This is a genomic window from Campylobacter novaezeelandiae, from assembly GCF_004323845.1.
In the GTDB taxonomy this organism is placed as follows: domain Bacteria; phylum Campylobacterota; class Campylobacteria; order Campylobacterales; family Campylobacteraceae; genus Campylobacter_D; species Campylobacter_D novaezeelandiae.
Genome location: NZ_QPGR01000003.1, coordinates 77,152 through 101,654 on the forward strand (window position 1 = coordinate 77,152; position 24,503 = coordinate 101,654).

Sequence of the window (24,503 nt, forward strand, 5' to 3'; positions counted from 1 at the left end):
TTTTTTTTGATAAAATCAGCCTTTAAAATAGCATTAAAAGGAAATTTTATGAGTAAAAATATTATCTTGCTGGGCGGAAGTAATTCTGTTATGGTAAATGGTTTATCAAAAGGCTTGAAAGAAGGTATAGAAAAACTTAATGCTTCTACGGGGGGGGGGGGATTAGAGTTTTATAATTTTGCTTTGGGTGGAACTTCAAGCATTCAACGCTTATATGAGTTAAGAAGAAATAAAGCTATCATAAAAAATGCCAATTTAATTATATGTGAATCAAATGTCAATGATATAGTAGCTTCAACTTTATCAGAAAAAGAATCTTTACCTTTTAATGTTTTGTATAGAAATGCACAATGGCTTTATAAAGAACTATATGCTTTAAATAAAAAAGTTTTAATTATTATTTTCCCAACTTTTAATAATAGAATTAATAATTTGCATAGATTATTATGTCAAAAATACAATTTTAATGTGATTGATATGGCAAATTACTATGAAATAAATAATTTAAAAGATTTTGAGCCCGATCATTTGCATCCTTTATCTTCATATATGAAAAAATTAGGAGAAAGCATAATTGAAAATATTTCTATTTTTAAATTGGGAAAAACTAATACTTTTGTAAACGACAACCCTACTTTTGAAATTATAACTCCTAATCAAACGCAAATGATCTCATATAAAAATATAACTAAGAAAACTTTTGAAAACTCCTTATTTAAAGAAGAAATATTTATTTTAAAAAAAGATGGAACTATGCTTAAATTTAAAGATTATTTTGATTTTAAAATCATAGCCATACATTTTTGGAATAATGATATTTCCGGCAAAGACTGGTACGAATGTTCTTTTAGAACGTCTGGGGTTATGATTGATAATGGTATAGAACATATTATTAAGGATTGTGGTTGTTTTAATTCAGTTCAAGAAATACAAAATGTAAATTTTAAAATTACAAAAAACACTTGTGTAAGATATTGTGATAAAAATATTCCAAGAAAAGAATTTCATCATAGTGCAGCAGTATGGGATAATAGGAATAATATTATTGATGAAATCGGAATTATTGCTTTTTTCTTAGCTTCTCCTAAGGGAAATTATCATACGGAAACAATTGATTTTCAGGCTTTAGAAAATGAAAATATAATAATATCAAAAGATTATGATTTTAGTTATTTAATTCCTCCTGTAAAATTTTATAAAGAAATTATAGATGAGTACTGTTGTTTAATGGATAATAAAAAATCAGCTTCTTTTTTAAAACAAATTGCTAACTTAAATCACAATCTAGCTAAAATAAAAATTCATAATCATCTTTCTTATAAACTAGGTTGTATTATGATTAGAAATTCAAAAAGCTTACTAGGATACATTAAAATGCCTTTTATCTTAATGATTGTTGTTTTAGCACATAAAGAGCAAAATAAAACAAATCATTTTTTAAAAGAATTAAAAAATGATCTTAATAAAGAGATTATTTTAAAAGAAAAAGAATGTTTTACTTATAAACTAGGAGCTGCTCTTATAAAAGCAAGTAAAACTTGGTATAAAGGTGGATACATAAGATTTTTATTTATGGATTTACCTAGATTAAAAAAAGAGTTTAAAAATAAAAAAGTCAAATAATTGGGCTAAGAAGAAAAATAAATATTAATTTATTCTTATTTAATATTTATTTTTTATTTCATCAATAAATTTATTTGAGATTCTTTAAAATTAGCCATTGTGATGGCTTAATCCTTGATAAAGATCTTAAATATTAGAATTATTTTATTTTCAAAAATTCTAGATACTGATCAAGTAAAACCTCTCTTTTAAAAAGTGTGTCAAAATTTTTTATATTAACATTTAAGGCAAAAGAGTAAATTTTATTTTTAGTTTTTATAAATCCAACTATCCAAGCTATATTTTGTTTATCATTAAAGCCTGTTTTTCCATAAAGGGAAAAGTTATTATCTTCTTTTAGTTTTATAATATTTATCAATTCTTTTTGTATTGTTTTAGGATAAGCAAGTTTTAAATTAGCCAGTTCAAAAAGTAAGATAGCTTGTTCTTTTGCACTAATTTTTAAAGAATTATCTAGCCAAAAGCTATCGATTTTAGAGATTTTTTTATTGCCATAATTTAATATATTTAGATTTTCTTGCATTCTTTTAATGCCTATTTTTCTAGCAAGCTCTTTAAAAGCTATCACTTGAGAGCGTTTCATGGCAGAACTTAAATTCGCATCGTTTGCCCAAGATTTTAAAAAAACTTTTTCACCTTTATAATGATAAAAAATTTCTTTTGTGTCTTTAACAATCCTTAAATTTAGAGCAATTAAGGCATTAAAAATTTTAAAAGTTGAAGCAGGGGAAAAAGCTTCATTGGCTCTTTTAAAATCATTGCTAAAAAAATTTTTGCCATCATAAATTATAAAAACCCCGCTTGTGTTTTGTTCTTTAAAAAAATCAGGTAAATCTTCTGCTTTTAAAAAAACAAAAAATAAAAGTATAAGCCATATTTTTGACATTAAATTTCCTTTTTCATTAAAAAATTTTTTAAAATTTGATCATTTCTTTTGACTTCATTTTCTCTTACAATTTTAAAGCCATTTTTTAAGAAAAAATCTTTAGCACTTAAAGATGCAAAAGTATAAATTTCTTTATGTATATAATTTTTTAAAGCAAAATTAAGTAAATTTTGCGCCAAACCTTGTCTAGTAAAATTAGGATGAGTAAAGAGCAAATCAAGCATCTTATAATCACTCATTATACCTATAAAACTTACAATTTTATCTTCTTTTTTGCAAACAAAAATTTCATTGTTTTTAAATTTTTCTTCCCATTTTTCTTTATCAATTTTAAGCCATGCGTTAATTTGCTCTTGCGTATAGTCTTTTATACAAAGTATTTTAACACTTTGCTTAAAAAGTATTATGCAAGAATTTAAATCTTTAATATCAGCTTTTTTTATCAAGTACTTTTCTTAAAGCTAAGCTTGCTAATGCCAAACCAAATGAAGCGGTCACCCCCATAAAAGAACCAAGATCTTTACAATTGGGATTTTCATCTGAAAAAACTACTTCAAAATTTCCTTTAAAACCAGACTTTCTAAGCTCATAACGGAATTTTTTAGCCAGTGCGTCTCCGTGTGTTTTAAAAATGCTTGCTGTTTTAATGCGTGTTGGATCAAGTTTTCTAGCTCCTCCTGTAGAAGAAATAAATATTTGATTTTTAAAATTTATAGCATTAGCCAAAGCAACTTTAGCAGGTATATCATCAATAGCATCAATAATAAGATCAAATTTACTTAAATCAAAATTTTTCAAAAAAGTATGATCAATTTTTGTAACTATGCCTTTAGCATTATAAATTCTTTCAAAAACTTTTGCTTTGTATTCATCTATAAATTCGCTATGAAGTTGGCGATTTTGATTGGTGATTTCAAATTTATCAGCATCAATTAAAGTAAGATCACTAAAACCAGTGCGAAAAAGAGCATCAACACATATGCCTCCTACTCCACCAAGTCCACAAACTAAAACTTTTATTTTAGAAAGTTGATTAAACTTTTCTTCTTTTAAAAGCCATTTTATACGTGTAAATCTATCATTCATTTTTTTCCTTTAAGCCATTTTTTAGTATTTTTCAATTTTTTATATGCTGTAAGATCAAGCATTATTGGAGTAATGGTTGCATAGCCTTGTTTTAAAAGAACTATATCGCTATTTTTTTCTTTTTCATGTTTTAAATTAGCACTTGCAAGCCAAAAATATTTTATTCCCCTAGGATTTGTATTAGAATGAGCTTTGTAAGTGTAAACTCTTTTTCCTGCTTTACAAATTTTTATACCTTTAAATTCAGTTTTTGAAGAAGGAAAATTTACATTTAAAAATTCTTTTTTATCTAATGGAAAACCTTTATCAAAAATGGTTTTTATGAGTTTTTTAGTTATTTTTAAAGCATTTTTATAATCAAGTTTTTCATTTTTTTTATAAAACTGCGAAAGTGCTATAGCTGGAATTCCTTGTAAGACTGCTTCCATAGCTCCTGCACAAGTTCCAGAATAAGTAATATCTTCTCCTACATTAGCCCCTTTATTTATCCCGCTAATTACAAGATCGGGCAATCTTTTTTTATACAAAGTATGAAGTGCTAAATAAATACAATCAGCAGGAGTGCCATCATCAAGCTTATAAAATCTTTTTTTAATCTTAACAAAGCGAAGAGGTTTTGTAAGGGTAATGGAGTGAGCACAAGCAGATTTTTCGCAAGAAGGTGCAACTACGGTAATTTTGGCTTTAAATTCTTTTTTAAGCATTTTTATAAGTTTTTTTAAACCTTCGCTTTCGTAACCATCATCATTGGTTATTAAAATTCTTTTCATTAAAATAATTTATCCTTAAAAATTTTTCAGACTGATTTTAACATTAAGTTTATAAAAACTCTCTTTTTTATAACTAAATTACTTTTCGTTATTAATTTATTATTACAATTAAAATCCATAAAAAATATAAAGGAAATAAATGAAAAAAATTATTAGTTTATTTGGTGCTATTGCTTTAGCTTTAAGCGTAGCTAATGCTGATATTAACCTTTACGGTCCAGGGGGTCCTCATACAGCTTTAAAAGATGTTGGAACTAAATATACAGAAAAAACGGGTGTTAAAGTAAATGTTAATTTCGGTCCTCAAGCAACTTGGTTTGAGAAAGCAAAAAATGATGCTGATATTTTATTTGGAGCTTCAGATCAATCAGCTTTAGCTATAGCAAGTGATTTTGGTGAAGAATTTAATATAAAAAATATCAAGCCATTGTATTTTAGAGAAGCTATCATTCTGACTCAAAAAGGAAATCCTTTAAATATTAAAGGTTTAAAAGATTTAGCTAAGAAAGAAGTAAGAATTGTTGTTCCAGAAGGAGCAGGAAAAAGTAATACTTCAGGAACAGGTGTTTGGGAGGATATGATAGGAAGAACTAAAAATATTAAAATGATACAAGATTTTAGAAAAAATATTGTAGCTTTTGTGCCAAATAGTGGAAGTGCTAAAAAACTTTTTGCAGAAAATAAAGCAGATGCTTGGATAACTTGGCTTGATTGGTCAAAAAGTAATCCAGATATAGGAACTGCAGTACAAATAGAAAAAGATTTAGTTATATACAGAACTTTTAATGTTGTCGCAAGAGAAAATTCAAATCAGGAAGTAAAAGATTTTATTAACTTTTTAAGTTCTAAAGAAGCAAAAGAAATCTTTAAAAAATACGGATGGAGAGAATAAGTCTGTATTAAACTTCAAAATTATTTATATAGATTAATTCTTAATTTGATAAGCCATTTTTGCTATAATTGCTTTTTTAAAAAAATTTTTTAAAGGGTTTTTTTATGTTAAATCTTTTGCTTTTAAGCAGTTCTAGTTATAAAGATACTGGCTATTTAACACATGCAAAATCTTTTATAGAAGATTTTTTGCAAGAATGTGATGTTAAGGATGAGTCTATACTTTTTATTCCTTATGCAGGCGTAAGAAGGACTAATGAAGAATACGAAATAAAAGTAAAAGAAAGTTTAAATAAAGATAATATTATTTCTATACATCATTTTAAAAATTTAAAAGAAGCAATTTCAAAAGCTAAGGTTTTTTTAGTGGGTGGTGGAAATACTTTTATGCTTTTATCTAAACTTTATGAATATGATTTGCTTGAAATTTTAAAAAAACGTATTCAAGAAGGTGCTTGTTATATAGGATGGAGTGCAGGATCTAATATAGCTGGAAAAAGTATTAAAACAACCAATGATATGCCAATTATTATGCCAAAAAGTTTTGATGCTTTAAATGTTTTTCCTTATCAAATAAATCCCCATTTTATAAGTGGTAAAATTCAAGGTCATAATGGAGAAAGTAGAGAAGAAAGATTAGAAGAATTTTTAATCGCAAATCCTAAAGATCAAATTTATGCCATTCCTGAAGGCTCTGCCTTAAGGATACAAGAAAATAAAATAAAAATTATAGGTCATAATTCTGTACTTAAATTAAGTTATCCTATGAAAAGCGAAATTTTAGAACTCAATCAAGAATATAATTTTAAGGGTTAAAATGCAAACATTTTATCTTTTTGCTTCAATTGTAGGAACATTAATAGCTATTATTTTACTTATAAGAAAAGCAGAAACAAAAACTGTTTTAATTGGTGTTGGTTTTATCCTTTGTTTGATTTCATTAAAGCCCATTGATGCTTTAAATGCTTTTACAACAGCTATGACGAAAGCTTCTTTGCTTAAAGCTATTTGTGCAAGTATGGGTTTTGCTTTTGTGATGAAATTTACTAAGTGTGATGTTCATTTGGTAAGATTGCTTACTGCACCTTTAAAAAATTTAGGTTTTTTCTTGATTCCTATAGCTTTTATTATTACATTTTTTATTTCTATCGCAATTCCTTCGGCAGCAGGATGTGCTGCAGCTGTTGGTGCAACATTAATTCCTCTTTTAATGGCATCAGGTATTAAACCTGCTATGGCAGCAACTGCTGTTGTAAGTGGAACTTTAGGTGGAGTTTTGAGTCCTGGGACTTCTCATAATAGCATAGTGGCAAATATGAGTGGTTTTTCTGTTCCTCAAGTAATAGGTGTTCAGCTTAATAATGCTATAGTTGCTGGTATTATAGTTTGTATCTCTTTAATGATTATGGCTTTGATTTTTAAAGATTATACAAAAGGTATTGTTTATAAGGCTAAGACTCAAGATAATAATGAAACAATGATACAAAAAGTAAATGTTTTATATGCTTTAATGCCTTTGGTGCCCATTATTATTTTGGTAATTGGAGCCAGTGATTTGCCAAAGTATCAGTTTTTGAGCCCTTTTTTAGAGTGGACAACTAAGATAGGTGTTGCTGAAGCTATGCTTTTGGGTGCAATTTTGGCAATCATTGTTACAATGAGTAAACCAAGTGAAATTTGTAAAGAATTTTTTAGCGGTATGGGAAGTTCTTATGCTAATGTTGTAGGTATTATCATAGCGGCAAGTGTTTTTGTAGCTGGACTTAAAGCATGTGGAGCTATTGATGCGGTAATTGAGTTTTTAAAAAATGAACAACATTATGTTAGTATTGGTGGAACCTTTATACCTTTTTTAATGGCTATAGTTACAGGATCTGGTGATGCCCCTACCATAGCTTTTAACGAGTCAATCACTATACATGCAGCAGCTTTGGGCTTTGATCAAGTAGAATTAGGAACCGCGGTTACTATAGCAGGAGTATTAGGGCGTGTAATGTCTCCAATTTTAGCAGCAAATATTATAGTAGCTGCTATAGCAGGAACCAATACTATAGAAATTGTCAAAAGAACTGCTTTAGGATCAATTGTTTCTCTTTTTGTAATAGCGTTTATTATGCTTTAATTTAAAGCATAATAAATTTAAGAATTTTTACTTGCTAAAATGATGATTTCTTGTAAAACCTTACTTGCTGCTTTTAAAGATTTTACCGGTAGATATTCGTAAATAGAGTGAAAATTATGTGCTCCTGTAAAGATATTAGGGCAAGGTAAGCCTTTTTGTGATAGCACAGCTCCATCATATCCACCGCGCATTGGTATAATCTTTGCTTTGATATTCAAATTTTCATAAGCTTTTAAGGCTAGTTTTATGGGTAAGGCATCTTCACTTTTTAGAGAATTAAACACATTTTTATATCTATCATTTAATTTTATATTAATTTTTTCATCTCCCCAAAGCTTCTTGCAAGCATCGCTTAAATCTTTTAAAAACTGCATTCTTTGTTTATATTTTTCATCATCAAATTCTCTCACATCCATCTTTAAAATAGTTTTTGCACTATTTCCTTTTAATTCTTTTACCCAAAAATACCCTTCTTTATTCTCTGTATATTCAGGTGCTTCGCCACGTGGGAGCATAGAAATGAATTGATGAGCTAAAATTAAAGAATTTACAAGCTTATTTTTTGCACTCATAGGGTGTGCTGAAACACCTTGAAAGATTACTTCTACATCTCCTGCGTTCCAATTTTCATACATAAATTCTCCTATGCCACAACAATCTAGACAATACCCAAAATCAGCCTTAATTTCTTTAATATCAAAAGCTTTAGCTCCTTTTAATCCTTGTTCTTCATCAGGTAAAAATCCTACTATTATATCGCCGTGTTTAATATCTGGATTTTTAACAAAAAATTCTAACATATCCATAATAGCTGCAATAGCTGCTTTATCATCAGCACCTAATAAGCTTGTGCCGTCTGTATGGATAATCTCATCTCCTATATAATTTTTTAGTTCTTTAAATTCACTTTCTTTAAGGTAAATATTTAAGTCTTTATTTAAGCAAATATCCCCACCTTTATAAGGTGTAATTTTGGCTTTTGTATCATTTGTTTGTTCCATACTAGTATCTAAATGTGCAAAAAATGCTATACTTGGAGCATTAGAAGTATTTGCTGGTAAAATTGCAGTTGTAATAGAATTTTCACGTCTTTTAATCTCATTTAAACCCAACTCTTTTAATTCTTGTTCTAATAATATGGCTAATTCCATTTCTTTTGGATTTGAAGGTATAATTCCTGCTGCGCCATTGTCTTTATTGGTTGTAGTATTAATCTTTGTATAATTTATAAATCTTTCTACTATATCCATGTTTTAATCCTTAAATATTTTATTCAAGATTATTATATATAATATTTAGTTTATTGGCATTTAAGATGTGATATGTTTTATGATGTTATTATCTTGAATAGTTTTTATTTAGATGTTTAAATAGTTGCAGTTTTATTTTAAAGTAAGTAATGATTATATAATAATCTAAGAGTTTTGGTTTTGGCTTAATTTATTTAAAGCCATTACAATTTGCAATGGCTTTAAAATCGTTAGAACTCTTTTGGTTGTTTTAAATTGTCTACTTTTTCAACTTCACAAGGTTGATTGATATAACAAGGACCTGTCATTTTGACATAAATTGTTAATTTTTTATGATCTTTGGATATTTCATAAGATTCTATACTTAAAACCCTATTTCTTGGAAAAAGTAATTCATATTGACTTTCAAATGCAGCAAGTCCCTTTAAAGAAACAAAAAGTGCATCTGAGTATTTTGGAACTTTTATAACAAGTTCAACAGGTCGGGTTTGAAATACACTATTTCTAATTGTAGTAGTAGACATAAACCCATAGTCTCTGTATTTTTTATGATTAATAAATTCTAAATAATGTTTAGCCCTTTCTGTAAATTTTCCATCTTTATAAATTTGAGAAAAATAACTTTTATCTAAAAGTCTAAATATAAAACTTAGATTTTCATAACGATAAACTATTAAATTTTCAAATATAATTGTTTTTCCTAAAGCTTGATCAAGCTTTTTTACCATTTCTTTTTGTTTTTCATCTAAAGAAGAAAGTCCTTCTCCATTTCTTAATTTGCTATTTATTGTTACAAAATCTCCATAAGTATATTGATAAACTATATTTTTCTCTTCTTGAGACAAAACATTATTGCCATAAAGTTTTAGCCACCAATTTATTGCTTCCCATCCATGTTTAAATTTTTTATAACCTGCATCATCATAATATCCCATTAAAGATGCCTGAAATCCTAAAAACAAAAGTAAAAAAATGATTTTTTTCATTTGCACTCCTTTGATTTGAATTTGGGTTATAATTGATTATATACTATATAAGTGTCTTTTCTAGGAAAATTATGTATAAAATAGTAAATTAAGATATAAATAGTATTAAATATAAAGAAATACCATAGAATTTTATGTTACAAAAAGTAATATATTTAAATAAGTTTTAGAGCTATATAGAATTTTTTATAGAAATATTTTTAAAAAAGATTGAAAATTAAATAGTTTATTTTTAAGGATTTAACAAAATTAGACTTATTGCCATTACAGCCATACCAAAAACTAATCCATATAGACTATCATGAGCTTTATCATAGGTTTTAGCAGCGGGGAGTAATTCATCAAAAGAGATAAAGATCATTATTCCAGCTACTACAGCAAAGGTAATAGCTAAAGTAAGTTCATTCATAATAGGTAAAATTAAAAATGCACCAACAATAGCTCCTATAGGTTCAGCTACTCCAGAAAGAGCCGAATAAATAAAAGCCTTTTTTTTATCATTTGTAGCGTGATAAATAGGTAAAGAAACTGCCATTCCTTCTGGAATATTGTGTATAGCAACAGCAACGGCTATAGCTATACCAAAACTAAGATTATCAAGACTTGAAATAAAAGTGGCAAATCCTTCAGGAAAATTATGTATGGCTATAGCAAGAGCAGTAAATATCCCCGTTCTTTTTAAGGCTTTAGTGTTGATTTTTTTAAGTGGTTCTCCAGGATGAAAATGTGGAGTTTTTTCATTTTTTTTAGGTAAAGGGCAAATTTTAAGTTCGCTTAAATCTTCTTTTGGTTCATGTGGATTAACATCTTCTGGGATAAATTTATCAATAATAGCTGATAGAAAAATACCACCAAAAAAACATAAGAGTGCTAGAAGTTCTCCATAGCTTGAATTATAATATTTTTTAAAATCAATCAAAGCAGAAGGTAAAATTTCCATAAAAGAAATATAAATCATTACTCCAGCTGAAAATCCAAGTCCAAAAGAAAGAATTCTTAAATTATCATTTTTACTAAAAAAAGCAATTATTGAACCAATTGCAGTTGAAAATCCAGCAAGTATAGTTAAAATTATCGCTATTAAAAGTTGTTCTAGTGTAAATTCCATAAAAATATTATAACCAAAATTATTAATGATTGATAGTTTAAGTAAGTTTTGGTTAAAATTTAAATTTTAATCTTGATAAAGAGTTAGATAATGAAAACTTTTTTAGTTTGCGCTTTAGAACCATCAGCAAATTTGCATTTAAAGGAAATTTTAAAAGTCTATAAAGAAAATTTTAAAGATTTTAATCTTTTAGGAATTTATGATGAGACCTTATCTAAAGAATTTGGTTTAAATTCTAAACCTCTTTATAGTTCTCATGAATTTAGCGCTATGGGTTTTATAGAGATTTTGCCTTTGATTTTTAAGGCAAAAAGGGCAATCAAAGAGCTTGTAAATTTAAGTTTTACTCAAAAAATAGATGCAATTTTATGTATAGATTCACCCGCATTTAACATACCTTTTGCAAAGGCTTTAAAAAAAAATGATTCAAAAATAAAAAGAATTTACTATATCTTGCCTCAAGTTTGGGCCTGGAAAAAAGGACGTATTCCTATTATAGAGAGTCATTTTGATATTCTAGCATCTATTTTACCTTTTGATGATCAATTTTTTAGTAAAAGTATTTATTGTGGGCACCCACTCTTAGATGAGATAAAAGATTTTAAGACTAAAGAAAATGAAAAATCGATCCTTTTAAAAAAGGAAAAAGAAAAAATTATAGCTTTTTTACCTGGTTCAAGAAAAAGTGAAATTAAACGATTAATGCCTATTTTTAAAGAACTTTCCAAAAAATTTAAAGGTGAAAAAATTCTTTGTGTTCCTCCATTTAATCTTAATAAACTTGAAATTTATGGTGATATTAAAGAATTTAAAATAGAAAGCAATACCCCAAAACTCCTTAAAAAAGCTGATTTTGCTTTTATTTGTAGTGGCACAGCTACACTAGAAGCGGCTTTAGTGGGCACTCCTTTTGTTTTAGCTTATAGAGCAAAGGCTATTGATATTTTTATAGCAAAATTATTTGTGAAATTAAAACATATAGGACTTGCAAATATTATTTGTGATTTTGCAGGAAAAGAGCCTTTAAATCCTGAATTTTTACAAGATGAGGTTAAAGCGCAAAATCTTTATAATTCTTATATAAACTATAATTATCAGATATTTTTTGATAAAGTTGATTTTTTAAAAGAGTATTTAAAATTTGGAAGTGCAAAAAAATTAGCTAAAATACTTCATGAAATTTAAAAAGGATAGAAAATGCAAAAAGAACCAATGAGTGAATTTGGCTATAAAAAATTAGTTAATGAATTAAAAGATTTAAAAGATAATCAGCGTCCAGCAGTGGTTGTTGAAATTGATGTAGCAAGAAGTCATGGGGATTTAAAAGAAAATGCAGAATATCATGCCGCAAGAGAAAAACAAGCTTTAATTGAAAGCCGTATAGCAGAGTTAAGTGATATTTTAGCAAGAGCCCAAGTGATAGATCCTTCAAGTTATGAGCACGATAGTGTCAAATTTGGCTCTAGTGTTGTGATTATGGATATAGATAGTGAAAAAGAAAGTAAATATACCTTGGTTGGAATTTGTGAAAGCAATCTTGAAAAAGGCTACATTTCTATCAACTCACCTATTGCAAAGGCCATGCTTGGTAAGAAAGTAGGTGATGAGTTTAGAGTGCGTTTGCCAAAAGGGGAAAGTGAATTTGAAATTATAGACATTTTTTATGAAAAATTGGAGTTTTAAGTGTCAAATTTCTTAGCTTTTTTAAAAAAATATTTTAAAATTATTTTTTTAATCTACCTAAGCAATATAATTTTAATGCTTTATTTTATTTATATTCTATATATTCATGATTTTAACTGGTTTTTAAGTAGAAGTTTTAAAAGTATAATTTATTCTTTAGTATTTGAAGTTGTACTAATACATTTATTTTATTTATTTTTAAAACAAAAAACTAAATATTTTTTATATTTTTATTTAGTTTTTGCGGTTTTAGATTTTATATTTGAGGGTTTTTTACTTTTAAATTATCACACCCTAATCAATCCTTTATTAATACAAGTTTTATTAGATACTAATTTAAGAGAAAGTTATGAATTTTTAATTACTTTTATAGGATTTAAGGATTTATTGAGTATTTTAGGCATTGTAATAGCTGTATTTTTAGTATTAAAATTCTTAAAAAATCCAAAACAAACTTATCCTAAAATAAGAAAAATTTTTATAATTTTTTATTTTATTGTAATTATTATTTTGTCTGTAGACTTTATAAATAAATTTTTTATCAAAAATGACTCTTTTGGAGCTTTGGAAAGATTGAATGAAAATGCTTTATTGCGTATTTTAAATAAAACATATGAATTTTTTGGTAATGATAGTTTATATGGGAAATACAAAAGCTATATAAAAAATTATGAAAATATTACTCAAGGCTATAAAGGTAAGGTTTTACTTAAGGAAAAAATTCCTTATGTGGTTTTAATTATAGGAGAAAGTACAGGACGTAATCATATGAGCTTATATGGTTATGAGCTTGATACAAATCCTAGATTAAAGAAACTTGAAAAAGAAGGAAATTTAATAAAATTTGATGATGTAATTTCTCCTTTTGCGCATACTGCAGCTTCTTTGCTTAGGGTCTTAACTTTTGCAAGTAATGAAGATAAGGTTTGGGAAGATAAATTAGATCTTGTTGATTTGTTTAATCTAGCAGGCTATAAGAGTATTTTTATTTCTAATCAAGAAAAAGCATCTCTTCCTTCAAGTATTACAAGTGCAATTGCGAGTCGTGCAAATAAAAGTATTTTTGCTAATTCTATTACAAATGATGATAAAACCATTGTTTCAAAATATGATGAAGTTTTATTGCCTTTTGCGAAAGAAAATTTAAACAATTATGATTTTTTTATTTTTCATTTATTAGGCACTCATGCAAATTATAAATACAGATATCCTAAAGATTTTGAAAAATTTAGTGCTAAAGACATTAATACTTCTTCTTTAAATACTAAACAAAAACAGCTAGTAGCAGAATACGATAATGCTGTACTTTATAATGATTTTGTAGTTAATGAAGTGTTTAATCTTTTTAAAGATAAAGATTCTGTTATTATTTATTTAAGTGATCATTCTGAAAGTTTATATGAAGATAAAGGTTTTTTAGGCCATTTTAAGCCTTCTCGTTTTACAGCTGAGATCCCCTTTTTAATAATAGTAAGTGATACTTTTAAGCAAAACCATAAAGAGCTTTATGAGAAAATTATAAAAGCAAAAAGTAAAGCTTTTATGAGTGATGATTTAATTCATGCTTTATGTACATTGGGGGGGGGGATTATGATAAAAGATTATAATGCCACAAGAGATATTTTAAATCCTAAATTTAATGAAAAAAGAAAAAGAATGCTTAATCAAGGTGTAGATTATGATAAAGAATTAAAAAATGAAAAAGCATTTGCAAGATGAAGTGATTATTAAAAATGGTGCTATTTTTATAGCTGATGCTCATGAAAATGAACAAAGAAGAGGGTTTTGGAATTTTTTATGTGCTTTAAAAGAAGGTAAAGTTAAAACTTCTCAACTTTTTTTAATGGGTGATATATTTGATTTGTTAATAGGTGAAATTTCTGCTACGCATAATTTTGCAAAAAAATATATTATTTTATTAGAAGAGCTTAGTAATGATGTGGAAATTTTTTATTTGGAAGGAAATCATGATTTTAATCTTTCTTATTTTTTTAAAAAAGTAAAGATTTTTCCTTTAAAAAAACAGCCTTTAAAAGCTATTTTTTATACTGAAAAAGGTGAAAAAATAGATTTTTTTTTAGCACATGGGGATATTTTTTTAAATCCTTTTTTAGGGTTTATTTTAAAAAATTTAAGAAGACATTCTTTACTTTGTTTTTTAAATTTTTTAAATAAAATTACTTTCGATTTTATATCAAAACGAATTTTGGAAAATCAAAAAAAGAAAAATCTTTTTTTTAAAATTAACAATTTTGAAAATTTAATTTATCAAAGATATGAAAAATATAACACCAATAATGCTTGGGTTGTAGAAGGACACTATCATCAAAATTTTATTTTAAATAATGAAAATATAAAATATTTTAATTTAAATAGTTTTGCATATAAGGAAAGTTTTTTTGTAGTAGAATACAGCCAAGAAATCAAATTTCAAGAACAGAATTTGAGGGGTCAAAATGTTTGATGAAAATATAATTAAAACAGGTTCAAATGAAATGGAACTTGTTGATTTCCGTATTTTTAAACAAGGACACGATAAAGTATATGAAGGAATTTATGGTGTTAATGTTTCTAAAGTAAGAGAAATTATCAAGATTCCAAGTCTTACGGAATTACCAGGTGTGCCTGATTACATTGAAGGTATTTTTGATCTTCGTGGAGTTGTAATACCTGTAGTTAATCTTGCAAAGTGGATGCAAATTACCGAGCCAGAAGGGACTATGTTAAAGCCACGAGTAATAATTACAGAATTTAGTAATATTCTTATTGGTTTTATTGTTCATGAGGCTAAAAGAATTCGTCGTATAAACTGGAAAGATATAGAGCCAGCTACTTTTTCTGCAGGATCTGGAGCTTTAGATAAGGGTAAGATCACGGGTGTAACACGTATCGAAAATGATGAGGTTTTGCTTATTTTAGATCTTGAGAGTATTGTGGAAGAATTAGGAATTTATGCGCCTAAAATAGATATCGATCTTAGCAAAATCGAAAAATTTAGCGGGACAGCTTTAATCTTAGATGATAGTTTAACAGCTAGAAAACGTGTTAAAGAAATGCTCCAACAAATAGGACTGCAAGTAGTTGAAGCAAAAGATGGTGTAGAAGGTATCAATAAGCTAGAAGAGTTGAGTCAGCTTTATGGAGATTCTTTGGGCGCCAATTTAAAGATTATTGTAAGTGATGTTGAAATGCCTCAAATGGATGGCTTTCATTTTGCTGCACATGTTAAAGAAGATCAGAGATTTAAAGATATTCCTATAGTTTTTAATTCATCTTTATCTAATGAATTTATGAACGAAAAAGGTGTTCAAGAAGCTGGAGGAGAAGGATATTTAGTTAAATTTAATGCAAGTGACTTTTTCTCTGAAATAACTCGTGTTTTAAAAAAACATCAATCTCAACAACAGGGGTAAAATATGGAAGATATGCAAGAAATACTTGAAGACTTTTTGGTTGAAGCTTTTGAGCTAGTTGAGCAAATCGACCATGACTTAGTAGAGCTTGAATCAAATCCAGAAGATTTAGAATTATTAAATAGAATTTTCCGTGTTGCGCATACCGTTAAAGGATCATCAAGTTTTTTAAATTTTGATGTTTTAACAAAATTAACACATCATATGGAAGATGTTTTAAATAAAGCAAGACATGGTGAACTTAAAATCACTCCAGATATAATGGACGTTGTTTTAGAATCTATTGACAGAATGAAAACTTTGCTTAATTCTATCCGTGATAATGGTAATGATACAGCAATAGGCATGGATATTGGACCTATTTGTTCTAAACTTACTGCTATCTCAGAAGGAGAGGCGCCAACTTCTAATGAAAAAATAGAAGAAAATAAAGAAGTAAAAGAGGAAAAACAAGAACCAGAACCTACTCCAGAACCAGATATAGATGTTAGCAAGCTTAATGATTCTGAAGTTGAAGCAGAAATAGAAAGACTTTTAAAAGTGAGAAAGGCTGAAGATCAAGCAAGAAGAGCACAGAAAAAGCAACAAAAATCAGCCTCATCTGTTTCTCCAAATAAACCAGCGGACACAAAAACAAGTGCTCCTGCAGAAAAAAAGGTTCCTGTTACTGGTAGTAGCGGTGCATCTATGGATCAAACTATTAGGGTTGAAGTTAAGAGACTTGATCATTTGATGAATTTAATTGGTGAATTAGTACTTGGAAAAAACCGTTTGCTTAAAATTTATGATGATGTTGAAGAGCGTTATGAGGGTGAAAAATTCCTTGAAGAGCTTAACCAGGTTGTTAGCCAATTAAGTATTATTACAACAGATGTACAACTTGCTGTAATGAAAACAAGAATGCAACCTATTGCAAAGGTATTTAATAAATTTCCAAGAGTTGTTAGAGACTTAAGTCGTGAACTTGGAAAACAGATTGAACTTGAAATTACAGGCGAAGAAACAGAGCTAGATAAATCTATCGTTGAAGAAATAGGCGATCCTATAATGCATATGATTAGAAATTCTTGTGATCATGGTGTAGAAGATCCAGCTACTCGTGTAGCTAGTGGAAAGCCTGAAAAAGGAATTGTTCAACTTAAGGCTTATAATGAAGGAAATCACATTGTAGTTGAAATTACTGATGATGGTAAAGGACTTGATGCAAATGCATTAAAATATAAAGCTATAGAGAAAAATTTAATCTCTGAAAGAGAAGCAGATCAAATGAGTGATAAAGAAGCTTTTGCTTTGATTTTTAAACCAGGTTTTTCTACTGCAGCAAAAGTGACAAATGTTTCAGGTCGTGGCGTTGGAATGGACGTTGTTAAAACCAATATTGAAAAACTTAATGGTGTGATTGAAATTGATAGCGAAGTGGGTAAAGGAAGTACATTTAAATTAAAAATTCCTTTAACATTGGCAATTATCCAATCTTTACTTGTAGGTACTCAAGAAGAATTTTATGCTATTCCGCTTGCAAGTGTTCTTGAAACGGTTAGAGTTCCGATTGATGATATTTACACCATAGAAGGTAAGAATGTATTGCGCTTAAGAGATGAGGTTCTTTCGCTTGTAAGACTTTCAGATGTTTTTGGAGTTAAGCAAGTTCTTGAAAGTGGTGATCAAACTTATGTGGTTGTTATCGGTGTAGCAGAAAGCAAACTTGGTATTATAGTCGATACTTTGGTAGGGCAAGAAGAAATTGTTATTAAATCAATGGGTGATTATTTACAAAATATTACAGGAATAGCAGGAGCTACTATAAGAGGTGATGGTAGGGTAACTTTAATTATCGATGTAGCAGCTATGATGGATATGGCAAAAGAAATAAAAGTTGATATTAAAGCTCAGCTTGAATCAAATGTTAAAAAAGTAAAAGAAAAGCCAAGTGATTATAAAGTTTTAATCGTTGATGATTCTAAAATGGATAGAACTTTGATGCAAAAAGCTTTAGAATCTTTAGGGGTGAGTTTGATAGAAGCAACTAACGGCGTTGAAGCACTTAACATTGTTAAATCAGGAGAGCATGATATTGATGCTATGCTTATAGATATAGAGATGCCAAGAATGGATGGTTATACTTTAGCTGGTGAGATTAGGAAGTATTCTAAATATAGAAACCTTCCATTAATAGCAGTTACCTCAAGAACAAGCAAAACAGATCGTTTAAGAGGTGTTGAAGTAGGAATGACAGAATATATTACAAAACCTTATTCTCCGGAATATTTAGAAAATGTAGTTAGAAAAAATTTAAAATTAGGATAAGAGTATGAGTAATGATAAATTAGAACAAATTTTGCAAAAACAGCAAGCTCAGATAGCTAGTCCTCAAGATCATAAAGAAGATGATATAATCCAACTAGTTGGTTTTGTAGTTGGAGATGAAGAATATGCTATTCCAATTCTTAATATACAAGAGATTATTAAGCCTATAGAATACACTAGAGTCCCTAGTGTGCCAGATTATGTTTTAGGTGTATTTAATATGCGTGGAAATGTTATGCCACTTATTGATTTGGCACAACGTTTTAATTTAGGAAGTTCTAAAATGACTCCTCAAACTAGATATATAGTTTTAAGAGGAGAGACAAATGGTAGTGGTGTTGGTGGAAATGCTGGTTTTGTTATAGATAGATTGACAGAAGCGATTAAAATTCACAGAAGCAGAATTGATCCGCCACCTGAAACTTTAGTAAAAGATAAAGGTATGATTTATGGTATAGGTAAAAGAGATGAAAATATTCTTACCATACTTAAAGTCGAAGCACTTCTAAAACGTGAATTCTAAATTTGATGGGATTTTCCCATCAAATCTTCTTATAAATTATAATTTAAAGTAAAATCCGCTATATTTTCAGTTAAAAACAAAGGTTTAATTATGAAAAAATTTTCTCTGTGGTGTGATTTTATTGAAAATAATTTTTTAGAAAAAGAATTTTTAGATTTATTGAATTTTAAAATTAATGGAGCTACTTCTAATCCTAGTATTTTTAAAAATGCTATCTTAAATTCATCATTTTATAAAAACCAAATTATTAAATTAAAAGGAAAAAAAGCTAAAGAAATTTATGAAGAATTAGCAATTAACGACATTAAAAAAGCAGCAGATAAATTAATGCCCCATTTTATGAATTTCAATGATGGTTTTATTAGTCTTGAGATTGATCCAAGACTTTATAATCACACAAGTTTAAGTTTAGGTGAGGCAAAAAGACTTTTTAATGCTATAGCTAAAGAAAATGTGATGATGAAAATTCCAGCTACAGAGGCTTCTTATGAGGTAATGTATGAACTTATGAAAGAAGGTATTAGCGTTAATGCAACCTTGGTGTTTTCACAAGATCAAGGTAAAAAATGTTTTGATGCTTTAAATGAAGGTTTAAAATATTTTTATCAAAAAAATTCACATTTAGCTAATGCAAAAACCCCAAAAGCTGTGATTAGTATTTTTGTAAGTCGTTTTGATAAATTCCTTGGTATTAATGTTTTAGAGCAAGGATCTATCGGTGTTTTAAATGCAAATTTAATTTACAATGATATTGTTTCTAAAAATGAGCCAAATATTCGTGCTTTATTTGCCAGCACAGGAGTTAAAGATAATACTTTATCAAAAGATTATTATATTCAAGAATTATTTTTTGAAAATAGTATCAATACAGCCCCGCTTGATGCTATTGATGCTTTTAATGAAAAATGTACTTTTAAAGTTCCTTTAGATAATACTAAAATTTATGATAAATTAAATCAAATTGTTTCTTTGTATGATTTACAAAAAGCCTATAAAAATTTAATGGACGATGGTTTAGAGCAATTTTGTATAGCTTATGAAGATATTTTAAGTGCTTTATCTTGAAATATCTTATACTCAAAAAGTAATTTATAATAAAATATAAAATTATTATTTAGGAATAGTTTATGAAAAATCCTTTAAAAAGTAAATCTTTTAAAGTTTTAAAAGAGAAAGGTTTTAAGCGTTGGGTTTTATATAGATTTGTAAAATTATTAAAACTTTATCAAAGACATATAGTTTTAAGATTTATAAGATATCTTAAACCATTGCCAAGTAATTATAAATTTATAAAGCATTCTTATGATGTATCAGGTCATGGAGCTTTAAATTATTTTTTATTTTTATGTCGATTAAATAGGGTAAGAGTCTATGATAGAAGTAATGTAAAATATACAAGTGCCAATAATAGGTTAAAAAAAGATGAAAACTTTTACTTAGATTTTCACTTTTCTGGTAAATCACCATTTATACCAAATTTCTCTCATATATTAAATTCTACCAAAATCCTCATTTTAACAAGAGATCCTATCTCGAGGTTTAAAACTTTTATTAATCATGGAAAATCCAATGATGGTAAAAAAATAATAAATTTAAATGATGATTTAAATGAAGTGTTTAAAATTTTATATTTAGGCAAGAGAAGAGAAAATGAAGTCAAACCAAGCCTTAAGGCTTTAAAGTATTGGAAAAATTCAAATAAAACACTCAATTTCAACTACTATTCCAACATAAAAGCATTTTTAGAAAGTAAAAAAGAATTTAAAATCTTTTATATAGATTGTAAAGAGCTAGATAGTAAAATAGCTTTTAATACCATGAACAAATTAGCAAAAATTTTAGATTTTAATCCACCTAATATAAAAGATAAAGAAAAATTTGAACATAAATTCTGGAATAAATTTGCTCATTTGCTTCCTTTTAATCTTTTACTAGATAAAAAAACTTTTCCTTATTTATCAAAAGATATAAGATTAAACATATGTGAAGCAAAATTATCTAATACCCCCCCCCTATATGTAGCATAGATATTAAATCTTTTATACTAGATAAAAATTATACTTATTATGAAAACTTAAGTATTTATATAGATGAGAATGATTTTAACATTTTAAAAGAACATAAAGAACTTTTTGAAGAAGTAAAAACTTATCTTTTAAAATTTAGTGTATTTTTAAAAGAGCAAATTGAATTTAAAGAAGAAAATTTTATAAATGAACAAGATATATTAAATTATTTAAAAGAAAACAAAGATTTAAGAGTATATATTAAAAACATACTTGATTATGAGCTTACTCACATTAAAGAGCATCGTCCTGATATCATAGCTTCTTGGAAATATTATGAGGAATTTGAGAGAATGTGTAAAGAGCTAGATGGGAGAGCTTAATTATCGTTTATATAGATAGATGAGATATTAAGACATAAAAATATAAATTTTTAAATTAAGCTAAGATTTTTTTGATAGAATAAGGGTTTTATTTTACGAAAGGTTAAAAATGCTAGAAGGTATTATTAGAGAGAGTATCGGTAGAAAAGCTGCTAAAGCTTTAAAAAGAGATGGTTATCTAATTGCAAATATCTATGCAAAAGGATTTGAAAATATTCATGCAGCTTTTAAGCTTAATGATTTTATTAAAGAAGTGCGTAAAAAAACTACACTTGCTTTTGATATTAAAGTAGGTGAAAAAGTTTTAAATGTTGTTATAGTAGATTATCAAAAAGATCCTGTAACCGCAGAACTTAAGCATGTAGATTTAAAAGTTGCACAAAAAGGTGTAGTGTCTAAATATATGATTCCTGTTAAAATTATAGGAACTGCAATAGGGCTTAAAAATAAAGGTGTATTGATTCAGTCAAAGAGAAGATTAAAAGTTAAATGTAAGGCTGAAAATTTACCTAACTTTTTTGAGTTAGATGTTAGTAAATTAGACGTAGGTGATGCTTTACTTGTAAAAGATGTGGTTGTTCCAGAAGGTGTAAGCATTATTGACGCTGAAAGAGTAGCAGTAGTAGGTGTAGAAAAAGCAAGGTGATCTTAGTTGTAGGACTTGGCAATATAGGAGATACTTATAAGGATACAAGGCATAATGTTGGTTTTATGCTTGTTGATTTAATTCTTAAAAATTATAATTTCTTACAAATTACAAATGCTAAATTTAAAGGAGAGTTATATAAAATAAACTCTTCTTTATTCTTAAAACCAAATACTTACATGAATCATTCAGGATTAAGCGTAAAAGCTGTTAAAGATTTTTATAAATGCCAAAGAATTATAGTAATCCACGATGATATAGATCTTAAACTTGGAGCTTTGAAATTTAAAAAAGCAGGAAGTAGTGGCGGTCATAATGGACTTAAAAGTATAGATGAATATTGTTCTAATGATTATGAGCGCGTGCGTATAGGTATTGGAAGATCAAATAATATTAAAGAATTTGTTTTGTCTAAATTTAATGAAGATGAAAAAATAATTTTAGATAAAGTTTTAGATCGTGCAAAAGACGCTTTGTTTGAACTCATTAATTCAAATGATATAACTCATATTGCTTCAAAATATAGTTTAAAAGTTTTATAATGTGGATTTTTTTTCGTTTTATTTCAGGGATTTATCTTAAAAATTTTTTTATTATTTTTTTATCTTTACTTTGTTTTTTTGTTTGTATTGATCTTTTATTAAATTTTAAAGATTTACCAAAGTCTGCAAATTTAGATTTGCTTTATGTAGTTTTTTTGGCTTGTAGTGCTGTATTTTATCTTTTGCCAATCTCTTTAATTTTTGCTTTGATTTTAAGTTTAATCAATATGATTAGAAGTAATGAATTTGTAAGTTTTTATGCATTGGGATTGAGTAAAAATTTAGTTATTTTATTTCCTTTTTTATGGGCTTTATTTTTTTGTTTTGTTTTTATAGGACTTAATTTTACTTCATTTGCTTATGCTAATGATTATAAAAGAAATATTATAAAAAATGGTGTTTTAATCAAACAAGGTGGTGGAGTTTTTCTAAAATTTAATGATGATCTAATTTATATTGATAAGGTTAAAAGTGCTCAAAATGAGGTTGAGGATATTAAAATTTTTAACACTAAAGATCTCAATCTAACATCATTTGTTATTGCAAAAAAAGCTATTTTTAATGATGATTTTTGGATTTTAAAGGAGGGAAGTTTAACATTGCTTCCAAATGAGTATAATGTAAGCGCTAAAGGCTTACAAAGTAAAGAATTTAAAGATTTAAAAACTTTAGAAGGCTTTAAACCTAAGATTATTGAAAGCGTGGCAAATAATAGTGATTATTCTATTAAAGATGCATTAGAAGGGTTATTTTTATTTAAGGAACAAGGCATTAGTTTGCATTCTATAAAAATTTCTCTTTATAAATTGGTTTTTACTCCGTTTTTTGCACCTTTTTTAATGCTTATAATATATTATTTTTTTCCTATAACAGCTAGATTTTTTAATTTGGCCTTTGTAAGTTTTATATTTTTTCTTGTAAGTTTTGGTGTTTGGGGATTATTATTTTTGCTTACAAGATTAAGTGAAAATGGAGTTATTTTAACTGAATTTGGTATTATCTTGCCTATAGTGCTTTTAGCATTATTTGCATTGTTTATGTATTATAAAAATCGTTAAAGGGTTAAGATGGATTATAAAAGTTTAAGGAATGAGTTTAATACTCCTTTTTATATTTATGATTTTGATGAAATAAAGAAAAATTTTTTAGAACTAAAAGAGGCTTTTAAGGCAAGAAAATCTCAGATTTTTTATGCTTTAAAAGCTAATTCTAATTTAAGCCTTTTACAAATGTTAGTCAAACTTGATAGCGGTTTTGATTGTGTAAGCATAGGAGAAGTAAAAAGAGCATTAAGAGCAGGAGCTAAACCTTATAAGATTATTTTTAGTGGTGTAGCAAAAACCGAAGAAGAGCTTAAAGAAGCTTTGGGTTATGATATATTATATATCAATTTAGAGAGTGAATCTGAATTATTACTTTTAGAGAATGTAGCCAAAAAACTTAATGTAAAAGCAAGAATAAGCATTCGTGTTAATCCTGATGTAGATGCAAAAACTCATCCTTATATTTCTACCGGACTTAATGAAAATAAATTTGGGGTAGAAATAGAACAAGCCAAAAAAATGTATCTTTATGCTAAAAAATCTTCTTATTTAGAACCTATTGGAATACATTTTCATATAGGTTCTCAACTCTTAGATCTTTCTCCTGTTTATGAAGCTGCAGAAATTGTTGCAAAGCTTGTAAGAGAATTAAAAGCTTTAAAAATTGATATTAAATTTTTTGACATAGGGGGAGGACTTGGTGTAGCTTATGAAAAAGATGATTTAAGACCAGATCTTTATTTATATGCACAAGGAATTTTATCAAAGCTTGGTGGGCTTGATGTAACTATAGGAATGGAGCCAGGGCGTTTTTTAGTAGCTAAAAGTGGGAAATTTGTTTGTTCTGTTCTTTATGAAAAACACAATAAAACAAAACGTTTTGTTATAGTAGATGGAGCAATGAATGATTTAATACGTCCTAGTTTATATGAAGCGTATCATGAAATTATCATGCCTTACAATGAAGGAGAAAAAAGTCTTTGTGATATTGTAGGGGGAATTTGCGAAAGTGGGGATTTTTTCGCAAAAGATAGATTGCTAGAGCAAACACAAAGTGGTGATATTTTAGTGATTAATGATGCAGGTGCTTATGGATTTAGTATGAGTAGTAATTATAATACTAGAAATCGTGTATGTGAATTAGCTTTAGAAGATGGTAAAATAAGAATGATACGTCAAAGAGAAAGTTTTGAAGATCAAATAATTTTAGAAGAAAAATTTTTAAAAGATTAAAA

Annotated in this window: 25 protein-coding genes; 18 read left to right on the forward strand and 7 right to left on the reverse strand. The window is 27.4% G+C overall.

Annotated elements, in window-relative coordinates; genetic code table 11:
- The first annotated feature begins 48 nt into the window (after nucleotides 1–48).
- The gene (locus DU473_RS08420) at nucleotides 49–1,623 is read left to right on the forward strand and encodes an SGNH/GDSL hydrolase family protein (protein ID WP_262867660.1); all 1,575 of its coding nucleotides are present in this window, start codon (nucleotides 49–51) and stop codon (nucleotides 1,621–1,623) included.
- Nucleotides 1,624–1,762: 139 nt separating this feature from the next.
- On the opposite strand, the gene blaOXA is transcribed toward DU473_RS08420, so the two are convergent.
- The 4 genes from blaOXA to surE are packed head-to-tail and all read right to left on the reverse strand — an operon-like array spanning nucleotide 1,763 to nucleotide 4,365.
- On the reverse strand, nucleotides 1,763–2,509 hold the full coding sequence (gene blaOXA / locus DU473_RS02580) for a class D beta-lactamase (protein ID WP_131186476.1): 747 nt from the start codon (nucleotides 2,507–2,509) through the stop codon (nucleotides 1,763–1,765).
- Nucleotides 2,509–2,955, reverse strand: coding sequence for a GNAT family N-acetyltransferase (locus tag DU473_RS02585; RefSeq protein ID WP_131186477.1), 447 nt, complete (start codon nucleotides 2,953–2,955; stop codon nucleotides 2,509–2,511). Before DU473_RS02585 ends, blaOXA begins: the two co-directional genes overlap by 1 nt.
- A complete protein-coding gene (locus tag DU473_RS02590) occupies nucleotides 2,939–3,595 on the reverse strand; it encodes a ThiF family adenylyltransferase (RefSeq protein ID WP_131163142.1) in 657 nt (218 codons plus the stop codon). Before DU473_RS02590 ends, DU473_RS02585 begins: the two co-directional genes overlap by 17 nt.
- Complete coding sequence (gene surE, locus DU473_RS02595) at nucleotides 3,592–4,365, reverse strand: 5'/3'-nucleotidase SurE (RefSeq protein WP_131163143.1); 774 nt, start codon at nucleotides 4,363–4,365, stop codon at nucleotides 3,592–3,594. Before surE ends, DU473_RS02590 begins: the two co-directional genes overlap by 4 nt.
- A 139-nt stretch (nucleotides 4,366–4,504) precedes the next feature.
- Between surE and DU473_RS02600 the strand changes: the two genes are divergently transcribed.
- The 3 genes from DU473_RS02600 (at nucleotide 4,505) to dcuC (ending at nucleotide 7,378) form a co-directional block, all read left to right on the forward strand.
- Nucleotides 4,505–5,257, forward strand: coding sequence for an extracellular solute-binding protein (locus DU473_RS02600; protein ID WP_131165697.1), 753 nt, complete (start codon nucleotides 4,505–4,507; stop codon nucleotides 5,255–5,257).
- A 104-nt stretch (nucleotides 5,258–5,361) separates the two neighbouring features.
- Nucleotides 5,362–6,072: a dipeptidase PepE gene (gene pepE / locus DU473_RS02605; RefSeq protein WP_131163145.1), complete on the forward strand. Its 711-nt coding sequence runs from the start codon at nucleotides 5,362–5,364 to the stop codon at nucleotides 6,070–6,072.
- 1 nt (nucleotide 6,073) lies between these two features.
- Nucleotides 6,074–7,378: a C4-dicarboxylate transporter DcuC gene (gene dcuC / locus DU473_RS02610; protein WP_131163146.1), complete on the forward strand. Its 1,305-nt coding sequence runs from the start codon at nucleotides 6,074–6,076 to the stop codon at nucleotides 7,376–7,378.
- Nucleotides 7,379–7,395: 17 nt separating this feature from the next.
- Here the strand turns inward: dcuC and pepT are convergent, their stop codons facing one another.
- From pepT to zupT, 3 genes are all read right to left on the reverse strand, one after another.
- The gene (gene pepT / locus DU473_RS02615) at nucleotides 7,396–8,628 is read right to left on the reverse strand and encodes a peptidase T (protein ID WP_131163147.1); all 1,233 of its coding nucleotides are present in this window, start codon (nucleotides 8,626–8,628) and stop codon (nucleotides 7,396–7,398) included.
- 230 nt (nucleotides 8,629–8,858) lie between these two features.
- A complete protein-coding gene (locus tag DU473_RS02620; RefSeq protein ID WP_131163148.1) occupies nucleotides 8,859–9,614 on the reverse strand; it encodes an ADP-ribosyltransferase in 756 nt (251 codons plus the stop codon).
- A 232-nt stretch (nucleotides 9,615–9,846) separates the two neighbouring features.
- Complete coding sequence (gene zupT / locus DU473_RS02625) at nucleotides 9,847–10,722, reverse strand: zinc transporter ZupT (protein ID WP_131163149.1); 876 nt, start codon at nucleotides 10,720–10,722, stop codon at nucleotides 9,847–9,849.
- 90 nt (nucleotides 10,723–10,812) lie between these two features.
- Here zupT and lpxB point away from each other — a divergent pair, with 90 nt between their 5' ends.
- The 14 genes from lpxB (at nucleotide 10,813) to lysA (ending at nucleotide 24,501) form a co-directional block, all read left to right on the forward strand.
- On the forward strand, nucleotides 10,813–11,907 hold the full coding sequence (gene lpxB, locus DU473_RS02630; RefSeq protein WP_131186478.1) for a lipid-A-disaccharide synthase: 1,095 nt from the start codon (nucleotides 10,813–10,815) through the stop codon (nucleotides 11,905–11,907).
- Between the two features lie 12 nt (nucleotides 11,908–11,919).
- Entirely contained in the window at nucleotides 11,920–12,405 is a 486-nt protein-coding gene (gene greA, locus DU473_RS02635; protein WP_131186479.1) for a transcription elongation factor GreA, read from the forward strand.
- 75 nt (nucleotides 12,406–12,480) lie between these two features.
- Nucleotides 12,481–14,124, forward strand: a complete 1,644-nt coding sequence (locus tag DU473_RS02640) for a phosphoethanolamine transferase (protein WP_131186480.1) — start codon at nucleotides 12,481–12,483, stop codon at nucleotides 14,122–14,124.
- Entirely contained in the window at nucleotides 14,102–14,869 is a 768-nt protein-coding gene (locus tag DU473_RS02645) for a UDP-2,3-diacylglucosamine diphosphatase (RefSeq protein WP_131186481.1), read from the forward strand. The genes DU473_RS02640 and DU473_RS02645 overlap by 23 nt, the downstream gene beginning before the upstream one ends.
- Nucleotides 14,862–15,818 (forward strand): chemotaxis protein, encoded by a 957-nt coding sequence (locus DU473_RS02650; protein WP_131163153.1) that lies wholly within the window; start codon nucleotides 14,862–14,864, stop codon nucleotides 15,816–15,818. The genes DU473_RS02645 and DU473_RS02650 overlap by 8 nt, the downstream gene beginning before the upstream one ends.
- Nucleotides 15,819–15,821: 3 nt before the next feature.
- Nucleotides 15,822–18,125 (forward strand): hybrid sensor histidine kinase/response regulator, encoded by a 2,304-nt coding sequence (locus tag DU473_RS02655; RefSeq protein WP_131186482.1) that lies wholly within the window; start codon nucleotides 15,822–15,824, stop codon nucleotides 18,123–18,125.
- A gap of 4 nt (nucleotides 18,126–18,129) precedes the next feature.
- Complete coding sequence (locus tag DU473_RS02660) at nucleotides 18,130–18,648, forward strand: chemotaxis protein CheW (protein WP_131163155.1); 519 nt, start codon at nucleotides 18,130–18,132, stop codon at nucleotides 18,646–18,648.
- Between the two features lie 90 nt (nucleotides 18,649–18,738).
- Nucleotides 18,739–19,713, forward strand: coding sequence for a transaldolase (locus DU473_RS02665; RefSeq protein ID WP_131165696.1), 975 nt, complete (start codon nucleotides 18,739–18,741; stop codon nucleotides 19,711–19,713).
- 62 nt (nucleotides 19,714–19,775) lie between these two features.
- Nucleotides 19,776–20,675: a DUF2972 domain-containing protein gene (locus tag DU473_RS02670; protein WP_131186483.1), complete on the forward strand. Its 900-nt coding sequence runs from the start codon at nucleotides 19,776–19,778 to the stop codon at nucleotides 20,673–20,675.
- A gap of 53 nt (nucleotides 20,676–20,728) precedes the next feature.
- Nucleotides 20,729–21,037: a DUF2972 domain-containing protein gene (locus DU473_RS08550; RefSeq protein ID WP_369073353.1), complete on the forward strand. Its 309-nt coding sequence runs from the start codon at nucleotides 20,729–20,731 to the stop codon at nucleotides 21,035–21,037.
- A gap of 109 nt (nucleotides 21,038–21,146) precedes the next feature.
- On the forward strand, nucleotides 21,147–21,683 hold the full coding sequence (locus DU473_RS02680; RefSeq protein ID WP_131163778.1) for a 50S ribosomal protein L25/general stress protein Ctc: 537 nt from the start codon (nucleotides 21,147–21,149) through the stop codon (nucleotides 21,681–21,683).
- Entirely contained in the window at nucleotides 21,680–22,225 is a 546-nt protein-coding gene (gene pth / locus DU473_RS02685) for an aminoacyl-tRNA hydrolase (protein ID WP_131165658.1), read from the forward strand. The genes DU473_RS02680 and pth overlap by 4 nt, the downstream gene beginning before the upstream one ends.
- Entirely contained in the window at nucleotides 22,225–23,283 is a 1,059-nt protein-coding gene (locus DU473_RS02690; RefSeq protein ID WP_131163780.1) for an LptF/LptG family permease, read from the forward strand. The genes pth and DU473_RS02690 overlap by 1 nt, the downstream gene beginning before the upstream one ends.
- Before the next feature lie 9 nt (nucleotides 23,284–23,292).
- Entirely contained in the window at nucleotides 23,293–24,501 is a 1,209-nt protein-coding gene (gene lysA, locus DU473_RS02695; RefSeq protein WP_131186484.1) for a diaminopimelate decarboxylase, read from the forward strand.
- Nucleotides 24,502–24,503 lie beyond the last annotated feature (2 nt).

Coding starts and splice junctions, on each gene's coding strand:
- DU473_RS02650 (WP_131163153.1), top strand. CDS start 14,862: ATGTTTGATGAAAATATAATTAAAACAGGTTCAAATGAAATGGAACTT.
- DU473_RS02660 (WP_131163155.1), top strand. CDS start 18,130: ATGAGTAATGATAAATTAGAACAAATTTTGCAAAAACAGCAAGCTCAG.
- DU473_RS02590 (WP_131163142.1), bottom strand. CDS start 3,595: ATGAATGATAGATTTACACGTATAAAATGGCTTTTAAAAGAAGAAAAG.
- zupT (WP_131163149.1), bottom strand. CDS start 10,722: ATGGAATTTACACTAGAACAACTTTTAATAGCGATAATTTTAACTATA.
- blaOXA (WP_131186476.1), bottom strand. CDS start 2,509: ATGTCAAAAATATGGCTTATACTTTTATTTTTTGTTTTTTTAAAAGCA.
- greA (WP_131186479.1), top strand. CDS start 11,920: ATGCAAAAAGAACCAATGAGTGAATTTGGCTATAAAAAATTAGTTAAT.
- DU473_RS02670 (WP_131186483.1), top strand. CDS start 19,776: ATGAAAAATCCTTTAAAAAGTAAATCTTTTAAAGTTTTAAAAGAGAAA.
- dcuC (WP_131163146.1), top strand. CDS start 6,074: ATGCAAACATTTTATCTTTTTGCTTCAATTGTAGGAACATTAATAGCT.
- lpxB (WP_131186478.1), top strand. CDS start 10,813: ATGAAAACTTTTTTAGTTTGCGCTTTAGAACCATCAGCAAATTTGCAT.
- lysA (WP_131186484.1), top strand. CDS start 23,293: ATGGATTATAAAAGTTTAAGGAATGAGTTTAATACTCCTTTTTATATT.
- DU473_RS02655 (WP_131186482.1), top strand. CDS start 15,822: ATGGAAGATATGCAAGAAATACTTGAAGACTTTTTGGTTGAAGCTTTT.
- DU473_RS02600 (WP_131165697.1), top strand. CDS start 4,505: ATGAAAAAAATTATTAGTTTATTTGGTGCTATTGCTTTAGCTTTAAGC.
- pepT (WP_131163147.1), bottom strand. CDS start 8,628: ATGGATATAGTAGAAAGATTTATAAATTATACAAAGATTAATACTACA.
- DU473_RS02645 (WP_131186481.1), top strand. CDS start 14,102: ATGAAAAAGCATTTGCAAGATGAAGTGATTATTAAAAATGGTGCTATT.
- DU473_RS08420 (WP_262867660.1), top strand. CDS start 49: ATGAGTAAAAATATTATCTTGCTGGGCGGAAGTAATTCTGTTATGGTA.
- DU473_RS02665 (WP_131165696.1), top strand. CDS start 18,739: ATGAAAAAATTTTCTCTGTGGTGTGATTTTATTGAAAATAATTTTTTA.
- surE (WP_131163143.1), bottom strand. CDS start 4,365: ATGAAAAGAATTTTAATAACCAATGATGATGGTTACGAAAGCGAAGGT.
- DU473_RS02620 (WP_131163148.1), bottom strand. CDS start 9,614: ATGAAAAAAATCATTTTTTTACTTTTGTTTTTAGGATTTCAGGCATCT.
- DU473_RS02680 (WP_131163778.1), top strand. CDS start 21,147: ATGCTAGAAGGTATTATTAGAGAGAGTATCGGTAGAAAAGCTGCTAAA.
- DU473_RS02640 (WP_131186480.1), top strand. CDS start 12,481: ATGCTTTATTTTATTTATATTCTATATATTCATGATTTTAACTGGTTT.
- DU473_RS02690 (WP_131163780.1), top strand. CDS start 22,225: ATGTGGATTTTTTTTCGTTTTATTTCAGGGATTTATCTTAAAAATTTT.
- pepE (WP_131163145.1), top strand. CDS start 5,362: ATGTTAAATCTTTTGCTTTTAAGCAGTTCTAGTTATAAAGATACTGGC.